At 69.2% G+C, this 16,433-nt stretch carries 18 protein-coding genes; 14 read left to right on the forward strand and 4 right to left on the reverse strand.

Going from position 1 to position 16,433, the window contains the following annotated elements; all coding sequences use genetic code 11:
• Positions 1-96: 96 nt before the first annotated feature.
• From ON20_RS09100 to hisH, 7 genes are all read left to right on the forward strand, one after another.
• Positions 97-1,074: an alpha/beta hydrolase family protein gene (locus ON20_RS09100; protein ID WP_040834576.1), complete on the forward strand. Its 978-nt coding sequence runs from the start codon at positions 97-99 to the stop codon at positions 1,072-1,074.
• 697 nt (positions 1,075-1,771) lie between these two features.
• The gene (locus ON20_RS09110) at positions 1,772-3,307 is read left to right on the forward strand and encodes a serine/threonine-protein kinase (RefSeq protein WP_040834579.1); all 1,536 of its coding nucleotides are present in this window, start codon (positions 1,772-1,774) and stop codon (positions 3,305-3,307) included.
• Positions 3,308-3,380: 73 nt separating this feature from the next.
• Positions 3,381-3,752: a maleylpyruvate isomerase N-terminal domain-containing protein gene (locus ON20_RS09115; protein ID WP_040834581.1), complete on the forward strand. Its 372-nt coding sequence runs from the start codon at positions 3,381-3,383 to the stop codon at positions 3,750-3,752.
• Positions 3,753-4,157: 405 nt separating this feature from the next.
• Positions 4,158-5,495 (forward strand): histidinol dehydrogenase, encoded by a 1,338-nt coding sequence (hisD, locus tag ON20_RS09120; RefSeq protein WP_040834583.1) that lies wholly within the window; start codon positions 4,158-4,160, stop codon positions 5,493-5,495.
• Complete coding sequence (locus tag ON20_RS09125) at positions 5,492-6,661, forward strand: histidinol-phosphate transaminase (protein WP_245547126.1); 1,170 nt, start codon at positions 5,492-5,494, stop codon at positions 6,659-6,661. Before hisD ends, ON20_RS09125 begins: the two co-directional genes overlap by 4 nt.
• Positions 6,662-6,693: 32 nt before the next feature.
• Positions 6,694-7,326, forward strand: a complete 633-nt coding sequence (gene hisB, locus ON20_RS09130; protein ID WP_040834584.1) for an imidazoleglycerol-phosphate dehydratase HisB — start codon at positions 6,694-6,696, stop codon at positions 7,324-7,326.
• Positions 7,323-7,952 (forward strand): imidazole glycerol phosphate synthase subunit HisH, encoded by a 630-nt coding sequence (hisH, locus tag ON20_RS09135; protein ID WP_040834585.1) that lies wholly within the window; start codon positions 7,323-7,325, stop codon positions 7,950-7,952. Before hisB ends, hisH begins: the two co-directional genes overlap by 4 nt.
• Before the next feature lie 18 nt (positions 7,953-7,970).
• Here hisH and ON20_RS09140 read toward each other — a convergent pair whose 3' ends face one another.
• Entirely contained in the window at positions 7,971-8,399 is a 429-nt protein-coding gene (locus ON20_RS09140) for a hypothetical protein (protein WP_157228763.1), read from the reverse strand.
• A gap of 178 nt (positions 8,400-8,577) precedes the next feature.
• Positions 8,578-9,045 carry a nuclear transport factor 2 family protein gene (locus tag ON20_RS09145; protein ID WP_040834586.1) on the reverse strand — a complete coding sequence of 156 codons (468 nt, stop codon included), beginning with the start codon at positions 9,043-9,045 and terminating at the stop codon, positions 8,578-8,580.
• A gap of 97 nt (positions 9,046-9,142) precedes the next feature.
• On the opposite strand from ON20_RS09145, the gene ON20_RS09150 reads away from it, so the two are divergent.
• The 5 genes from ON20_RS09150 (at position 9,143) to hisI (ending at position 12,613) form a co-directional block, all read left to right on the forward strand.
• Entirely contained in the window at positions 9,143-9,604 is a 462-nt protein-coding gene (locus tag ON20_RS09150) for a MarR family winged helix-turn-helix transcriptional regulator (protein ID WP_040834587.1), read from the forward strand.
• 216 nt (positions 9,605-9,820) lie between these two features.
• Positions 9,821-10,552 (forward strand): bifunctional 1-(5-phosphoribosyl)-5-((5-phosphoribosylamino)methylideneamino)imidazole-4-carboxamide isomerase/phosphoribosylanthranilate isomerase PriA, encoded by a 732-nt coding sequence (gene priA / locus ON20_RS09155; protein WP_040834588.1) that lies wholly within the window; start codon positions 9,821-9,823, stop codon positions 10,550-10,552.
• Positions 10,553-10,558: 6 nt separating this feature from the next.
• On the forward strand, positions 10,559-11,371 hold the full coding sequence (locus ON20_RS09160) for an inositol monophosphatase family protein (protein ID WP_040834589.1): 813 nt from the start codon (positions 10,559-10,561) through the stop codon (positions 11,369-11,371).
• Entirely contained in the window at positions 11,368-12,141 is a 774-nt protein-coding gene (gene hisF, locus ON20_RS09165; protein ID WP_040834590.1) for an imidazole glycerol phosphate synthase subunit HisF, read from the forward strand. The genes ON20_RS09160 and hisF overlap by 4 nt, the downstream gene beginning before the upstream one ends.
• 127 nt (positions 12,142-12,268) lie before the next feature.
• A complete protein-coding gene (hisI, locus tag ON20_RS09170; RefSeq protein WP_040834591.1) occupies positions 12,269-12,613 on the forward strand; it encodes a phosphoribosyl-AMP cyclohydrolase in 345 nt (114 codons plus the stop codon).
• Between the two features lie 42 nt (positions 12,614-12,655).
• Here hisI and ON20_RS09175 read toward each other — a convergent pair whose 3' ends face one another.
• Positions 12,656-13,081, reverse strand: coding sequence for a MarR family winged helix-turn-helix transcriptional regulator (locus tag ON20_RS09175; protein ID WP_245547144.1), 426 nt, complete (start codon positions 13,079-13,081; stop codon positions 12,656-12,658).
• A gap of 234 nt (positions 13,082-13,315) precedes the next feature.
• Positions 13,316-13,780: a peroxiredoxin gene (locus ON20_RS09180; protein WP_040834593.1), complete on the reverse strand. Its 465-nt coding sequence runs from the start codon at positions 13,778-13,780 to the stop codon at positions 13,316-13,318.
• Positions 13,781-13,867: 87 nt separating this feature from the next.
• On the opposite strand from ON20_RS09180, the gene ON20_RS09185 reads away from it, so the two are divergent.
• On the forward strand, positions 13,868-15,463 hold the full coding sequence (locus tag ON20_RS09185) for an anthranilate synthase component I (RefSeq protein WP_438803394.1): 1,596 nt from the start codon (positions 13,868-13,870) through the stop codon (positions 15,461-15,463).
• Positions 15,460-16,362, forward strand: coding sequence for a TIGR02234 family membrane protein (locus ON20_RS09190; RefSeq protein ID WP_083864770.1), 903 nt, complete (start codon positions 15,460-15,462; stop codon positions 16,360-16,362). Before ON20_RS09185 ends, ON20_RS09190 begins: the two co-directional genes overlap by 4 nt.
• Positions 16,363-16,433 lie beyond the last annotated feature (71 nt).

Genomic DNA, 16,433 nt, shown 5'->3' on the forward strand with positions numbered 1-16,433 from the left:
ACTTTGTCTGCCGCTTCGGTTTCCGACGCCGGCCGGAATGCCGACCGGCCGAGCGAATTCCCCGGTGCGGCACGGCGTTCGTGCCATATTCGAGTTATGAGACGAGGCGTGGGATATGTGGTCGGATGGCTGCTGTCGGTGCTGCTAGCGATATTGCCGGTAGGGGTCCCCACGGCGGCGGCCGCACCGGGGTGCGCGGTCGATGTGCGAAACGTATCGGTATCGGTGGACGGGGAACGTGCGACCGGACGGCTGTACGAGCCGCGTGGCTGCGCCGTCGGCGACGCCCTGGTGGTCGTGGCCCACGGGCACAAGGGTTCCGGCTCCCAGTACGCCGACTATCTGACCGCCATCGCCGCGCGCACCGCGACCCCGATCGTGTCGATGGATATGCGCGCCGCCGACAGCGTATGGCGCACCGGCGAATGGAACCCCTGGGCGGGTTGGCGTGATCTGGTGGCGATCACCCAGTGGTACCGCGGCGGGCATCCCGCCATCGCGCGCACCATCCTGTGGGGATGGAGCCAAGGCGCTTTGACCTCCGGGCTCGCCGTCGCACACGGACCGCGTGGACTGTTCGACTACTGGGTCGACACCTACGGCCCCTCCGACCTCTTCGGCTACTGGCAGGGCCCGGCCGCCGACAGTCCCGCGCTGCGGGCGCAGATCGAACGCGACGCCGGCGGATGCACCCCCATGGTCTGCCCACTCGCCTATGCCGAACGCTCCCCGGCGCTGCTCGCGCCCCGCATGAGTATTCGGCACGCGTTCCTCGTGCACGGCACCGCCGACCATGTGATCCCCTTCGAATCGTCGCGCCAGATGCGCTCGGCTCTGATGGTCGCGGGGAAACCGAGTTCGATGTACACCATCGCCGGCGGGCGCGACCTCAATGGAGCGATCGTCCCCGGTTCACACAATATGGGCCCGGTCTTGTTCGAGGCGGGGTGTGTGGTGGAGCGGTTGATCCGCGGTACCGAACCGCTCGACGGCAACCGGGACTACCTGGTGGATATCGGACGCGGTATCGCCACCGCGCCGCCCGCGCCGGCGAACGCGAAGTGCGCTGCCTGACCGGTGGCCGGATACCGCCCGGCCGGTTCGCGGCCATCGCGGGATATCCGGATGCGGGAGTGGCGGTCTTCCGGCCGTACGAGATTGCGGCCGGAGTGGGTCCGAAGAGCTTGCCGGCACCACGCCGCGCCGGGATCTGTTTCGGTCCGCGCGGCCGCCGGCTGCGACCCGCCTCACCTATCCGGCAACCTTCGGAGGCGGACCGGTTCGGTGCCGCTCTGTCCGTTCCGGCGCCGCGGTGCGCCGATTCCGCACCTCTCGGTGTACCGGGCCGACACCGCCGCGGTCGAGGTTCCGGCGCGGGTGGCATCGATATCTCCGGGTCGAAACCGTTCATCGGTTCTACCGCTGTGATGCTGCTGTAATAGCGATATAGCTTTTCGGTATCTTTCGGTGATCGTGGTGAAACGCTGCACGACACCCCGGACGAGTGGATGTCCGAGATTCACCGCCACCGTCGGCGGTTCCGACCCGGTGACCCGGGTATTGCCCGGATGCCGAGGTCACCGCGCTATTCGAGTCCACCGCGGACGGCCGGAAACCTGTCACTTGTGGGACGGGACACCCGCTATGGGTAGATCGCTCGATGCTGTCGGTTCGGAGCCCGCTACACTCATCCGGAACGCGTGAGTGGTCAAGGACGCGGCATGTCACGATTTCGAGAAGGTTCGGAGTAGGCGCCATAGATACCGGTCAGTTGATCGCGGAGCACTACCGCCTGGTCGAGCAGATTGGTAGCGGCGGCACAGGCGTAGTCTGGCGTGCCGTCGACGAGCGCCTGCAGCGGTCGGTCGCGATCAAGCAGATTCACATCAAGCCCAGCCTGCCCGAGGCCGAGCGCGATGTCCTACGCCAGCGGGCCATTCGCGAGGCCCGCAATGCGGCACGTTTCCAGCACCCGAACGCGATCGTCGTCTTCGATATCACCGAGCACGGCGGCGATCCGTGCCTGGTGATGGAGTATCTGAAATCGCGCAGCCTGGCGATGGTGCTGTCGGCCAACGGTCCCCTGCCGCTACCGCAGGTCGCGCGGATCGGCACCCAGGTGGCGTCCGCGCTCATCGCCGCCCACCAGGCGGGGATCGTGCACCGCGACGTCAAACCGGGCAATGTGCTGCTCGACGAACACGGCACGGTGAAGATCACCGATTTCGGTATCTCCCGCGCCGCCGGTGACGTCACCCTCACCGAGACCGGCCTGATCTCCGGTACCGCCGCCTATCTCGCGCCGGAGGTCGCCCGCGGCTCCGACCCCACCCCGGCCGCCGATGTCTTCTCGCTCGGGGCCACCCTGTTCCACGCCCTGGAGGGTGAACCGCCCTACGGTTCCGGGAACCCCCTGAAGGTGCTGTACGCCGCGGCGAACGGCCAGCTCAGCGAGCCGCGTAATGCCGGTCCCGCCACCGATTTCCTGCTCGACCTGCTCGATCCGAAGCCGGAGAACCGGCCCACCATGCGCGAGGCGCGTGACCAGCTGGCCCGGTTCGCCGAGGTCGGCCCCGTCCGGGAGGCCGTCGGATACGTACCCGCCGGGGAACAACATGGCCGCAACGGCCGGGAACACCGTGAACAGGCGGGCGCGCTGAGCACCATGGAGGCCACGGCACCGGTGACGTCCCCGCGTCGCCGCTCCGCGTCGCCCCCACATACCGAGCGGTCGCACCTCAACGACAGTGCGAACCCTCCCACCACGACCCAGCCCACTCCGCTGCTCGACCGGCCCGCCGGGAAGAGACGCACCATGGTCATCGGTGGTGTGGTCGGCGCGGTGGCCATCGGCGGAGTGCTGCTGTTCAACCCCTTCGGCTCCGACGATTCCGGCGCCACGAGCGAGGGAACGACCACCTCCTCGGTCACCAGCGCGCCGCGGCCGACGGGCACCGAGGACGCGGGCGGCGCGGTCGCCCTCGGTGAGACCCCGAGCAACGGCACCGTCGACTGGGGCGCGGCCGGACAGCTCATCGAGAACTTCTATACCGATCCGACCGGTTCCTGGTCGCTGCTGACCCCGGCCGCGCAGCGGGTGTACGGCACCCAGCAGCAGTTCCGCCAGTACTGGGGCCAGCGTACGGTGCAGAATTTCTCCACCATTACCGCCGACCACGGCAACAACCCCGACGGTTCGGTGGATATGCGGGTCAGCGGCCTCACTTACGGCGGTCAGACCAAGAATCCGGTACTACGGGTCGTCTCCGTCGACGGGGACCTGCTCATCGACGGCGACACCCGCTGACGACCCGGTTCCGGCCGCGCCGCCGGAGGTTCCCGCGCCGCGACCGTCGCCGGCACGCGATACGGTGCGCGGCATGGATGTTCGGGGGTTGCTCGCCGCGGAACGGGCCGGGCCGATCGACCTGCTACGCACCTTGACGGACAAGCAGTGGGAGGCGCCGACGCTGTGCGGTGGCCGGCGGGTCCGCGAGGCGGTGGGCCATATGCTGCACGACACCATTCCGCTGTCCACGCATACGGCGATATGTGTCCGGCCCGGAAGTCCGCGGCATCGGCGGTCGTCGGGCGAAGCGTTGTCCTCGACGAACTCGAGGGCGATGGAGTACCGGAGCTGCGGCGGCGCTACGGCCGAGCCCGATACGTCACCCACCCGCCCGGGGCGGGCGAGGCCGCCGGCGTTCGACGAGACGGAAAACACACCGCCCGGCGCCGGGATATCGGAGTGAACCCTTCCGCGGGACCCGGAACGCGGCCGCACCCGGGTCCATTCCTGGTTCGGCGGGAACCCGGCGGGCGAAGGATCGGAGAGGCCGTCCGCACGGTGTAGCTCCGGTCATGCGCGGTTTCGCGGTGAGATTCGCTGCGGCCGAACCCGTTCGGGTAAATCTGCGCCTGCCCGCCGGACAGCGCACCCTCTTCGGGCGCCCGGTGTTCGGTTGCGTCCATCGGGATGGACCCTCGCCCCGGCTCCGGCCAGGTGCCGGGTGTCGGGCGAACGTCGTTCGGCGCCACCACGGCGTACCGCGTCGGCACCCGGGCCACCGGGCGAAATCCGCTCGACCGCGCCCATTAGGCTGGTAGCGGCAACTTTCCCATTGTTATCCACCCGCAGACCAAGGACTGATACCGCTATGACACCCCGTATCGAGCTCGCCCGCGTCGATCTGCGCGGTCGTACTCCCACCGCCGCCGAGCTGCGCACCGCGTTGCCGCGCGGAGGAGTCGACGTCGACTCGGTGCTCCATCGGGTGCGGCCGGTGGTCGAGGCGGTCCGGGACCGAGGGGTGGCCGCCGCGCTGGAGTTCAGCGGGCGGTTCGACGGTGTGACGCCCGCCGCGGTGCGGGTTCCGGCCGAGGAACTGGCCGCCGCCCTGGACGGGCTGGATCCGGCGGTGCGCGCCGGGCTGGAGGTGGCCATCGAGCGCACCCGTGCCGTGCACGCCGACCAGCGGCGCACCGATACCGCCACCGAGGTGGTGCCCGGCGGGACCGTTACCGAACGATGGGTTCCGGTGGAACGGGTGGGGCTGTACGTGCCCGGCGGCAATGCCGTCTACCCGTCGAGTGTCGTGATGAACGTGGTCCCCGCGCAGGCGGCCGGGGTGGACTCGCTGGTGGTGGCCTCGCCGCCGCAGGCGCGGTTCGGCGGCCTGCCGCATCCGACCATCCTGGCGGCCGCGCGGCTGCTCGGTGTCGAGGAGGTGTGGGCGGTCGGCGGTGCGCAGGCGGTGGCCCTGCTGTCCTACGGCGGCACCGATACCGATGGAACTCCGCTCGTGCCGGTCGATTTGATCACCGGCCCCGGCAATATCTACGTGACCGCCGCCAAACGGCTCTGCCGCGGCCTGGTGGGCATCGACGCCGAGGCCGGGCCCACCGAGATCGCCGTCCTCGCCGATGCCACCGCCGATCCGGTGCATATCGCGGCCGATCTGATCAGCCAGGCCGAACACGATGTACTCGCGGCCAGTGTGTTGGTCACCGACAGCGCCGCGCTCGCCGATGCCGTCGACGACGCGATCACCACGCAGATGACCGTGGTGAAGCACGCGCAGCGGGTGACCGAGGCGCTGACCGGCACCCAGTCCGGGACGGTACTGGTCGACGATATTGATCAGGGGCTGCGGGTGGTGAACGCCTACGCCGCCGAACACCTGGAGATCCAAACCGCCGACGCTGCGGCCGTCGCCGCCCGGGTGCGCAGCGCGGGCGCGGTCTTCGTCGGACCGTACGCGCCGGTGAGCCTCGGCGATTACTGCGCCGGCTCGAATCACGTCCTGCCCACCGCCGGCTGCGCGCGGCATTCGTCCGGGCTCAGCGTCCAGACATTCCTGCGCGGTATCCATGTCGTGGAATACAGCGAGGCGGCGCTGAAGGACGTCGCGGGGCACGTGGTGGCCCTGGCGAACGCCGAAGACCTTCCCGCGCACGGTCAGGCCGTGCGGGCGCGTTTCGAGGCTCTGTCGTGAGCGCTCGGAACGCCGAAGAAGGCGCCGTGCCGACCGCCGCCGCAACCGTTCCGGGCGCGGGTATCGGCCTGGACGCGTTGCCGCTGCGGGAGAACCTACGCGGCAAATCCCCCTACGGCGCACCGCAATTGGCGGTTCCGGTGCAGCTCAACACCAACGAGAACCCGCATCCGCCGAGCCGTGCGCTGGTCGACGACGTCGCCGAGGCCATCCGCACCGCCGCCGCCGAGCTGCACCGCTATCCGGATCGCGACGCCGTCGCGCTGCGTGCCGATCTGGCCGCCTATCTCACCCGGCAGACCGGTATCGCGGTGGACACCGCCAATGTGTGGGCGGCCAACGGCTCCAACGAGATCTTGCAGCAGCTGCTGCAGGCGTTCGGCGGACCCGGCCGGCGCGCCCTGGGGTTCATACCGTCGTATTCGATGCACCCGATCATCTCCGAGGGCATCGACACCGAATGGATCGAGGCGAAACGCGCCGCCGACTTCTCCCTCGATATCGACGCCGCGCTGGCCGTCACCGCCGAACGCCAACCCGATGTGGTGTTCGTGACCAGCCCGAACAACCCGACCGGGCACAGTATCCCCGGCGACGAGCTGGCCCGGATCCTGGAGGTCGCCCCGGGCATCGTCATCGTCGATGAAGCGTACGGTGAGTTCTCCTCCGCGCCGAGCGCCATCGGGCTCATCGACCGGTTCCCCGCCAAACTCGTGGTCACCCGCACGATGAGCAAGGCGTTCGCCTTCGCCGGCGGCCGCCTCGGCTATCTCGTCGCCGCCCCCGCCGTGATCGACGCGCTGCTGCTGGTGCGGTTGCCGTACCACCTGTCGGTGGTGACCCAGGTCGCCGCCCGCGCCGCGCTGCGGCACGCCGATGAAACTCTCGGCAGTGTCGCGGAATTGGCCGCGCAGCGGGACCGGGTCGCGCGGGAGTTGGCCGAACTCGGCTTCGAGGTGGTTCCCAGCGACGCGAACTTCCTGCTGTTCGGGCGTTTCCGCGACGCGCCGCGCGCCTGGCAGCGCTATCTGGACAATGGTGTGCTCATCCGCGATGTCGGCCTTTCCGGCTATCTGCGCGCCACCATCGGGCTCGCCGTCGAGAACGACGAATTCCTGCGGGTCAGCGCGAAGCTGGCCGCCACCGAACTGATGGACCAGGGCTGAGACCCAGGGCCGAGAACGACACGGAAGAGAGTATGAACCGAACCGCGCGGGTGGAGCGCACCACCAAGGAATCCGGCATCGTGGTGGAACTGAACCTGGATGGCACCGGCCGCACCGATGTCTCCACCGGTGTCCCGTTCTACGACCATATGCTCACCGCGCTCGGGGCCCACGCCAGTTTCGACCTCACCGTCCGCGCCGAGGGCGATATCGAGATCGAGGCCCATCACACCGTCGAGGACACCGCCATCGTCTTCGGTCAGGCCCTCGGTCAGGCCCTCGGCGACAAAAAAGGCATCCGCCGTTTCGGCGACGCCTATATCCCGATGGACGAAACGCTCGCCCACGCCGCCGTCGACGTCTCCGGCCGTCCCTACTGTGTGCACACCGGCGAACCCGATCACCTATTGCATGCGGTGATCCCCGGCTCGCCGGTGCGCGGCCGCGGTGAACCGGGCGCACCGTACTCGACGGTGCTCAACCGGCATGTCTTCGAATCCATTGCCCTCAATGCCCGAATCGCCCTGCACGTGCGGGTGCTGTACGGCCGTGACCAGCACCATGTCACCGAAGCGGAGTACAAGGCGGTCGCGCGGGCCCTGCGCGCCGCCGTCGAACCCGACCCCCGGGTGCAGGGTGTGCCATCCACGAAGGGAGCGCTGTGACCTCGGTTGTGCTGCTGGACTACGGTTCCGGCAATCTGCATTCCGCTCAGCGCGCCCTGATCCGCGCCGGCGCCCAGGTGGAGGTGACCGCTGACCCTCAGGCCGCCTTGGCGGCCGACGGTTTGGTGGTTCCCGGTGTCGGTGCCTTCGCCGCCTGTATGGCAGGACTGCGTGCCGTGCGCGGTGAGCGCATCATCGGTCAGCGCCTCGCCGGTTCCCGCCCGGTGCTCGGTATCTGCGTGGGCATGCAGATCCTCTTCGAGCGGGGCGTCGAATTCGGCGTGGAAACCGAGGGCTGCGCCGAATGGCCCGGTACCGTCGACCGCCTCGAGGCGCCGGTCCTGCCGCATATGGGCTGGAACACCGTCCAGGCTCCTGCCGACACCGTGCTGTTCGCCGGTATGGACCCCGACACCCGCTTCTATTTCGTCCACACCTACGCCGCCCGGACCTGGGAACTTCCCCCCAGCGATCATCTCGCCGAACCGAAACTCACCTGGGCCCACCACGGTGGGCCCTTCCTGGCCGCGGTGGAGAACGGTGTGCTGTCGGCCACCCAGTTCCATCCGGAGAAGTCCGGCGACGCCGGCGCCCAACTGCTGCGCAACTGGATCAAGTCGCTCTGAGACGCAGCGGCCGCATCGTCATGTTGTACTGCGGTGCGGTCTCTCGATCGTGTATCGCGCGCGGGTCAGTACCTCGTCCGTCACGAAACGCTCGGCCTCCCAGGAATCGGTGGCCAGGCGGACGCGCCCGCGCCAGGTTCGCATGATCTTCGCGTGCACCGGCCAGCGGACGAATCGCCGCATATCCTGTTCTGTCTTCCAGACCGAGATCGAGCCGCCGCGTAGTTCGGCGGGTCTTCCCCACAGCCACAGTCCGACCGCGCCGTGCATTACCGGCCAGGTGCGTGCGAGGTCCATGCCCGTCGCGTAGATCCGGCGGGCATCCTCGGCGGATACCGAGAGGAAGTCGGTGACGCCGACGAACACCGTTCCAGGGTCGTCGGCGCAGGGACCGGCGGCCCAGGGCATGAGCACCGTCCCCTCCGATGTCAATTGCTCAGTACTCATGGCTCTCCTCTGTTCGCTGTTCGTCGGCTCGACACGAGCTTATAATAAGCAATCGCGTACAGTAAGCTAGCGCTTATTAAATATCAACGCCACGGTCGCATCCTCGCCGTGGGCCCATTGCCACTCACGGGCGAATGCCCTGCGCCCAGACCGGGTCCGTCGCGACACTCGACAGGCGTCAGCCCTGTGTGGTGCGGATCGCGTCGAAGTGATAGACCTCGCCGCGGGTGTACTGCGGTGCCGATGGCGGGGTGGTGGCTTCGGTGTCCTTGCGCGCGAAGACCACCAGAAGGTTCGCCCGCACGGTCGCGCTGTCCCCGTCCAGGTCGATTCGCACATTGGTGACGAAGTGCTGAATCGCGTAGTCCGGCCGGTGGTTGCGGGACGCCTGTGCGATGAGCGCATCTCGCCCTCGGGCCTGTCCGCCCGGAGTCCGGGCGGTGGCGTCCACGGTGTAGGTGGCATGCAGATCGGCGAACCGGCCCTCGTCGAGTGAGCTGCCGAGGCGGTCGACCAGGGCGGTGATCTCCATTCGGTCGCCCAGGTGCCGGTGCGCGTCGGCGGCCTCGTCGGGGCGGGTGCCGGTGCATGCGGCGACGAACGCGGGCGGGAGCAGTGCCGGCGACAGGATGCGCCTGATGTTCATCTCGAACCCCTATCTCCTAATGTTGGCCAGTCCAACATTGGCGTTGCCAACAATACCTATTGTGGGCCACGCCAACAAGAGAGGTAGGTTGTCGGTCATGCAGATCGCGCACGACGGCGCCGCGGACCGGTTACGTGAATTGCCCACCCGGCTGGTGGGTCAGGCCGCCATACTGGCGGACCGCGCAAGCGACCGGGCCTTCGCGGGTACCGGCTCACGCCGCCACCATTTCGCCCTGCTCGCCACACTCGCCCAGTTCGGCCCGCTCAGCCAGGCCGAACTCGGCCGACGCACCCATATCGATCGCAGCGATATCGTCGCGGCCGTCAATGACCTGGTCGCCCGCGACCTGGTCCTACGCGATCCCGATCCCGCCGACCGGCGCCGCAATATCGTCACGCTCACCGACGCCGGCGCGCGGCACCTCGCCGTCCTGGACGACCGTCTGGCCGCCGCGCAGGACGAACTGCTGCTCGGCCTGTCCGCCACCGAGCGCCGCCAATTCGTTCGTCTCCTGACCCGCGTCCTCGACGCGCACGCGGGTTGCCCGCCGGCCTGAGCCGGCCCGCGCTCACCGCCGGCCGAGGGCCGTGGCCACCGCCTCTTCCGGGCCGGACGCCACAATGGCCGCGTCGAGCCGGTCCCCGTCCGCGTCCACGATCTGCCAACCGCCGAGCGAGACCACGGGAATTCCGCCGCGCCCTCCCGAGGACACGGTGCCGGTATCCGCGGGCCGACACGTGGTTGTCGAGGTCGAGCCACTAGGCTGAGCGGAGTGAGTCTAGTGCTGTTACCCGCGGTCGATGTCGCCAATGGAGAGGCCGTGCGTCTCGTTCAGGGAGAGGCCGGCAGCGAAACCGGCTACGGGTCGCCCCGGGATGCGGCGCTGGCCTGGCAGGAGGCCGGCGCCGCATGGGTGCACCTGGTCGATCTGGACGCCGCGTTCGGGCGCGGGTCCAACCGTGAGCTGCTCGCGCAGGTGGTCGGTGAGCTCGATGTGAAGGTGGAGCTGTCCGGCGGAATCCGCGACGACGAGTCCTTGAAGGCCGCGCTGGCCACCGGATGCGCGCGGGTGAACCTGGGCACCGCGGCGCTGGAGGATCCGACATGGTGCGCCCGCGCCATCGCCGAATACGGTGACCGGATCGCGGTCGGCCTGGATGTGCGGATCGTGGACGGCGAACACCGGCTCCGCGGCCGCGGCTGGGTCAGCGACGGCGGGGATCTGTGGGAGGTGCTGGAGCGGCTCGAACACGACGGCTGCTCGCGCTATGTGGTCACCGATGTGACCAAGGACGGCACCCTCACCGGCCCCAACCTGGACCTGCTGCGCGATGTGTGCGCCGCCACCGAGGCCCCGGTCATCGCCTCCGGCGGCGTCTCCACCCTCGACGACCTGGTGGCGATCTCCGAACTCGGACCCGACGGCGTGGAAGGGGCGATTGTCGGCAAGGCGCTGTACGCGGGCCGGTTCACCCTGCCCGAGGCCCTGGCCGCGGTGCGCTGATCCGCGATGGCCACCACCGACCTGTCCGCGCTGCTCAGCCTGGCCGCCGAGATCCTCGACGGGATCGAACCGCGTTTCCGGGAAGGGCAGGGTGCGCCCAGCGCGGTCGCGAAGGGCTCCAAGGACTTCGCCACCGAACTCGACCTGGAACTGGAGCGCACCATTGCCGAACAGCTGACCCGGCGCACCGGAATCGAGGTACACGGCGAGGAATTCGGTGGCCCCCGGCTGATCGGCGGCACCGCCTGGGTGCTCGACCCCATCGACGGCACCTTCAACTATTCGGCCGGGCATCCCCTGTCGGGCACCCTGCTCGCCCTGGTGCGCGACGGTGAGCCGGTTCTCGGCATGACCTGGCTGCCGGTCCTCGGACAGCACTACGCCGCTGTCGACGGCGGGCCGCTGTTGCTCAACGGTAAACCGCAGTCCTCGCTGGCGCGGGGAACCCTCGCCGAGTCGATGATCGGGTTCGGGGCGTTCAATATCGACTCCACCGGCCGGATCCCGGGCCGGATCCGCTTCGATATGCTCGGCACGCTGAGCCGACTGTCGTCGCGGGTGCGGATGCACGGTTCCACCGGCATCGATCTGGCCTACACCGCCGCCGGGATCCTGGGCGGCACCATCGTATTCGGCCATCACCCCTGGGACAACGCCGGCGGTGTCGTCCTGGTGCGCGCCGCGGGCGGCGTGATAACCGACCTGGCCGGGAACCCGTGGACCATCGAATCCGGGTCCGTGCTGGCCGCCGCGCCCGGCGTGCACACCGAATTGGTCGAGATGATCGCCGCGACCCGCGGCAGTGAGGTGAGGCGATGACACTGGCGGTCCGCGTGATTCCGTGCCTGGATGTCGACGCCGGACGCGTGGTCAAGGGGGTCAGGTTCCAGAACCTGCGCGACGCCGGCGACCCGGTGGAACTGGCCGCGGCCTACGACGCCCAAGGCGCCGACGAACTCACCTTCCTCGACGTCACCGCCTCCAGCGGGGACCGCGACACCATGCTCGACGTGGTGACCCGCACCGCGGAACAGATCTTCATCCCGCTCACCGTGGGCGGCGGTGTGCGCACCGTCGAGGATGTGGACCGGCTGCTGCGCGCGGGCGCGGACAAGGTTTCGGTCAATACCGCCGCCATCGCTCGACCGGAGGTGCTGCGGGAGATGTCGCAGCGGTTCGGCTCGCAGTGCATCGTCCTGTCGGTGGATGCCCGCACCGTTGTGGAGGGAGAGCCGGACACCCCGTCCGGGTGGGAGGTCACCACCCACGGCGGTAAGCGCGGCACCGGTATCGATGCCGTGGAATGGGCGGTCCGCGGTGCCGAGCTCGGCGTGGGGGAAATCCTGCTCAACTCGATGGACGCCGACGGCACCAAGGCCGGATTCGACCTGCCCATGATTCGTACCGTCCGCGCGGCCGTGTCGATCCCCGTGATCGCCAGCGGCGGCGCGGGTGCGGTCGAACATTTCGTACCGGCGGTGCAGGCGGGTGCCGACGCGGTGCTCGCCGCCAGCGTGTTCCACTTCGGTGAACTGACCATCCCACAGGTGAAGGACGCGATGCGGGAGGCGGACCTGGTGGTTCGCTGACGCCACCGATGCGGTGTTCTCACCCGTCCGAACCGCCCCCCCGGGGGCAACCGCCGCCACATGGCGCCTGCTCGGCGAACCGGCCCGCACGACCACCGTGGTGCCCTCCTCGGTATAAAGGGACACCATGAGCCTCGATCCCGCTATCGCCGCCCGCCTCAAGCGCAACGACGCCGGTCTGGTGGCCGCGGTGGCGCAGGAACGGAGCACCGGCGATGTGCTGATGGTCGCCTGGATGGACGATGAGGCGCTGGCCCGCACCCTGGAAACCCGTAGGGCCACCTACTTCTCGCGGTCGCGCGGGCGGCACTGGGTCAAGGGCGAGACCTCCGGGCACACCCAGTACGTGCACGAGGTGCGGTTGGACTGCGACGGTGACACCGTCCTGTTGGTGGTGGATCAGCAGGGCGCGGCCTGCCACACCGGGACCCACACCTGTTTCGATATCGATGTACTGCTGACCGACTCCTGATACCCGTCTTCGCCGACGTGCCCGGACCGGCGCGAGCTCGGGTCAGTTGTCGGGGGACGGGTAGGGGGCGCGTTCGATCCCGACGGCCAACTGGGTGTTGAGCGCCTCGCCGAGTTCGGCCAGGGTGGTCGTCTGGTCGGTGTCGAGGCCGTCGAACACCAGTCGTCGGATCATGTCCAGATAGCCGGGGGCGGCCTCCACCACCTTTCGATGTCCCGCCTCGCTGAGCACCGCCTGGACTCCGCGCCGGCCGCTGGTCGACGAGCGGCGCGCCCAACCCATCCGTTCCAGCTTGGAGACCACATGAGAAAGCCGTGATAGCGATGAATTTGCCCTGTGGGCGAGCTCGCTCATCTGCAGTCGGCGTTCGGGAGCTTCCGACAACAGGGTCAGGACCCAGTACTCGAAATGCGTCACGCCGGATTCGCGCTGGAGTTCGGTGTCCAGCGCACCCGGAAGCCGGGTCATCAGCGCGACGATAGAGCGCCACGCACGTTCCTCGACAGGGCTCAGCCACTTCGTCACGTGTGCCTTCTCTCCAGACAAGTGACGTGGTTCGAATTCAGTCACCCGCTCTCTCGAGTTTGCCACGGCTTCGCTCGCTCGTGTGGGAGGTGTGAATGACAGTTCTCACTCGGACGTGAGGTCATTCACACAGCGGTCCCTCGAGCCCGGTCACCGACTCGCGGCGAACGCGACAATTCAGGACGCCGACCGCTCCCGCAGGAACCTCAGCGCTTCGTCGGCGTGTATGTTCGCGCGTAGTTCACCGCTCACCACGGTGAGTATCCGCCGATCGCGGTCGATGACGAAGGTGCGCCGTTTGACCGGCATCAGCAGGCCGAACAGTCCGCGTTTGACGCCGAATCGCCGCGCCACCGACCCGTCGGTGTCCGACAGCAGCGGATAGTCCAGCCGCTGGGCGCCGGCGAAACCGGCCTGGGTGTCCACCGCGTCGGTGCTGATCCCGGCGCAGCTCGCGCCCAGTTCGGCGAACTCGGCGCTCAGATCGCGGAAATGGCAGGCCTCCGCCGTGCACACCGGGGTGTTCGCGGCCGGATAGAAGAACAGGACGAGCAGGCCCGCGGCCAGCAGATCGTCCAGGGAACGCCGGGTGCCGGTCTGGTCGGGGAGTTCGAATGCGGGAGCGAGTTGTCCGGTTCTCATACGGCGACGCTACCGGTGCCCGCCCTACCAGGCGGGGTGTGACGAGCGGTCCTCGAGCCGTCCTGGGATGATGGGCGGATGCACGGTGTGCTCTCTTCCACGACAACCCGCGAACGTTTCCGAGAACTGGCCGCGGAACACCGCGTTGTCCCGGTGACCCGGAAGGTGCTGGCGGATTCGGAGACCCCCCTGTCGGCCTATCGCAAACTGGCCGGTGATCGGGCGGGGACCTTCCTGTTCGAATCCGCGGAAAACGGCAGATCCTGGTCGCGTTGGTCATTTATCGGGGCGGGCAGTCCGTCCGCGCTGACCGTCGTGGACGACGCCGCCGCTTGGCTGGGCGTCACCCCCGCGGACGCACCGACCGGCGGCGACCCGCTGGACGCCCTGCGGGAAACCCTGGAATTGCTGCGCACCGAACGTCTGCCCGGACTGCCGCCGCTCACCGGCGGTATGGTCGGATACCTCGGCTACGACGCGGTGCGGCGTATGGAACGCCTCCCCGAGATCGCCGTCGACGACCTGCGGCTGCCGGAGATGGTGTTGCTGCTGGCCACCGACCTGGCCGCCTTCGACCACCACGAGGGCGCGATCACCCTCATCGCGAACGCGGTCAACTGGAACGGCACCGCCGAACGCGTCGACGAGGCCTACGACGACGCCGTCGCCCGACTGGACCGGATGACCGCCGCGCTGGCCGCGCCCGCGCCGTCCACGGTATCGGTGTTCGATCAGCCCGAGCCGGTGTTCCGCCGCTCCCGTACCCCGGAACAGTTCGGGGCCGGGGTGCGACACCTGGTGCGGGAGATCGAGGCGGGTGAGGCGTTCCAGGTGGTGCTGTCGCAGCGGTTCGAGATGGACTACGGCGGCACCCCGATCGATTTGTACCGGATGCTGCGCGCGGCCAACCCGAGCCCGTACATGTACCTGCTGCACATCCCCGACTCCGCCGGCGGCACCGCGTTCTCCATAGTCGGTTCCAGCCCGGAATCCCTGGTGACGGTGAAGGACGGCGTGGCCACCACGCACCCGATCGCGGGCACCCGCTGGCGTGGTGCCGGCGAGGAGGACGATCTGCTGCTGGAGAAGGGTCTGCTGGCGGACGAGAAGGAGAACGCCGAGCATCTGATGCTGGTGGATCTCGGTCGCAACGATCTCGGACGGGTCTGCATACCCGGTACGGTGCGGGTGGGCCAGTACCGGCACGTCGAGCGGTACAGCCACGTCATGCACCTGGTCTCCACGGTGAGCGGGCACCTGGCCCCCGGCCGGACCGCCCTGGACGCTGTGCGGGCCTGTTTCCCCGCGGGCACCCTGTCCGGTGCGCCCAAGGTGCGGGCCATGGAACTGATCGAGGAACTCGAACCCACCCGGCGCGGCGTCTACGGCGGGGTGATCGGTTATCTGGACTTCGCGGGCGACGCCGATACCGCCATCGCCATCCGCACCGCCCTGCTCAAAGACGGTGTCGCCTACGTTCAGGCGGGTGCGGGGATCGTGGCCGACTCCGAGGCCGGATACGAGGACACCGAATCCCGGAACAAGGCCATGGCGGTGCTGCGCGCCGTCGCGGCGGCCGAAACGGTGCACGCCTTCGGCGAGGACATGGAGACCGGCAACGGACATTCCTCGGTGGCCGCGGGTACTTCCGCCGCGGTATCCGGGGAAACGGTGGGACTATGACGGATCCGGCCAACCCGCCCGAGCCGACCCCGGAGCCGGGCGGGGGGGCGTCCGGGGGCCCCGGTGCGGACCCCGGGGCCGGGACGCCGGCGGACGAGACGGCCGCATCCTCCGGTGCCGCCTCGCGCGGCCGCGGTCCCGTCGTCCCGCTCGTGCTGCTGGCTGTCGCGGCCGCCGCGCTGTGGGGTTCGTCCCGGCTGACGTGGGTCACCGTCACCTCGGCCGACGGCCTCACCGAACCGCGCACCGACGAAATCGACGGCGGCGTGTGGTTCGGCGCCCTCACTCCGCTGGCCCTGATGCTGCTTGCCGCCGTCGCCGCCGTTCTGGGTACCCGCGGCTGGCCACGCCGGGTGGTCGGGGTGATCATCGCAATGGCCGCGGCGATCACGGCCGTTCCGCCGCTGGCCCTGCTGAACGGTTCCGGGGCCACCGCCGAACGCGCGGCCGCCCTGGCCGAACTGCCGGGCCGCGCCGCGGTCCAGGAGGTAGTGACCTCCACCGGTCCGGCCCTGCTGGCCATGGTGGGCGCGGTGGCCGCCTTCCTCGCCGGGGTATTGCTGGCCCGGATGCCGGAACGCACCACACGCCTGTCCGGCAAGTACGACAATCCGGTGTTCCGACGCGCCGCGGCCACCGATCTGGTCACCAAGCGCCACAGCGGCGCACCCACCGCCGAGCCGGTCTCCGAACGGGTGCTCTGGGACGCGCTGGACGCCGGTACCGACCCCACCGAGTCCGATACCGCGGACCGGGATCCCGACGCCACGACATCCGCGTCCGGCGACCGTGCGGACACGCCCGCGGAGAAGCCGGACGGTTCGGCGGCCCGTGGGGGTGAAGCCGATACCGGCCGCGGCGACGATCCGACCGACGGCGGGGACCGACACGCCCGGTAGTGGCCGCCCGCGGATCCGGCACCCGCAGACCGCGGCTGCCGGGCCGGAGCCGTGGTATCCGACACGCCGGA

This window comes from Nocardia brevicatena NBRC 12119 (assembly GCF_000308495.1).
In the GTDB taxonomy this organism is placed as follows: domain Bacteria; phylum Actinomycetota; class Actinomycetes; order Mycobacteriales; family Mycobacteriaceae; genus Nocardia; species Nocardia brevicatena.

What these genes read in the sequence shown, in the direction of transcription:
- ON20_RS09140 (WP_157228763.1), bottom strand. Translation starts at nt 8,399, where the DNA reads ATGAGTACTGAGCAATTGACATCGGAGGGGACGGTGCTCATGCCCTGG.
- ON20_RS09175 (WP_245547144.1), bottom strand. Translation starts at nt 13,081, where the DNA reads ATGACCCGGCTTCCGGGTGCGCTGGACACCGAACTCCAGCGCGAATCC.
- hisF (WP_040834590.1), top strand. Translation starts at nt 11,368, where the DNA reads ATGACACTGGCGGTCCGCGTGATTCCGTGCCTGGATGTCGACGCCGGA.
- hisB (WP_040834584.1), top strand. Translation starts at nt 6,694, where the DNA reads ATGAACCGAACCGCGCGGGTGGAGCGCACCACCAAGGAATCCGGCATC.
- ON20_RS09160 (WP_040834589.1), top strand. Translation starts at nt 10,559, where the DNA reads ATGGCCACCACCGACCTGTCCGCGCTGCTCAGCCTGGCCGCCGAGATC.
- hisI (WP_040834591.1), top strand. Translation starts at nt 12,269, where the DNA reads ATGAGCCTCGATCCCGCTATCGCCGCCCGCCTCAAGCGCAACGACGCC.
- ON20_RS09180 (WP_040834593.1), bottom strand. Translation starts at nt 13,780, where the DNA reads ATGAGAACCGGACAACTCGCTCCCGCATTCGAACTCCCCGACCAGACC.
- ON20_RS09150 (WP_040834587.1), top strand. Translation starts at nt 9,143, where the DNA reads ATGCAGATCGCGCACGACGGCGCCGCGGACCGGTTACGTGAATTGCCC.
- ON20_RS09190 (WP_083864770.1), top strand. Translation starts at nt 15,460, where the DNA reads ATGACGGATCCGGCCAACCCGCCCGAGCCGACCCCGGAGCCGGGCGGG.
- ON20_RS09145 (WP_040834586.1), bottom strand. Translation starts at nt 9,045, where the DNA reads ATGAACATCAGGCGCATCCTGTCGCCGGCACTGCTCCCGCCCGCGTTC.
- ON20_RS09115 (WP_040834581.1), top strand. Translation starts at nt 3,381, where the DNA reads ATGGATGTTCGGGGGTTGCTCGCCGCGGAACGGGCCGGGCCGATCGAC.
- ON20_RS09100 (WP_040834576.1), top strand. Translation starts at nt 97, where the DNA reads ATGAGACGAGGCGTGGGATATGTGGTCGGATGGCTGCTGTCGGTGCTG.
- hisD (WP_040834583.1), top strand. Translation starts at nt 4,158, where the DNA reads ATGACACCCCGTATCGAGCTCGCCCGCGTCGATCTGCGCGGTCGTACT.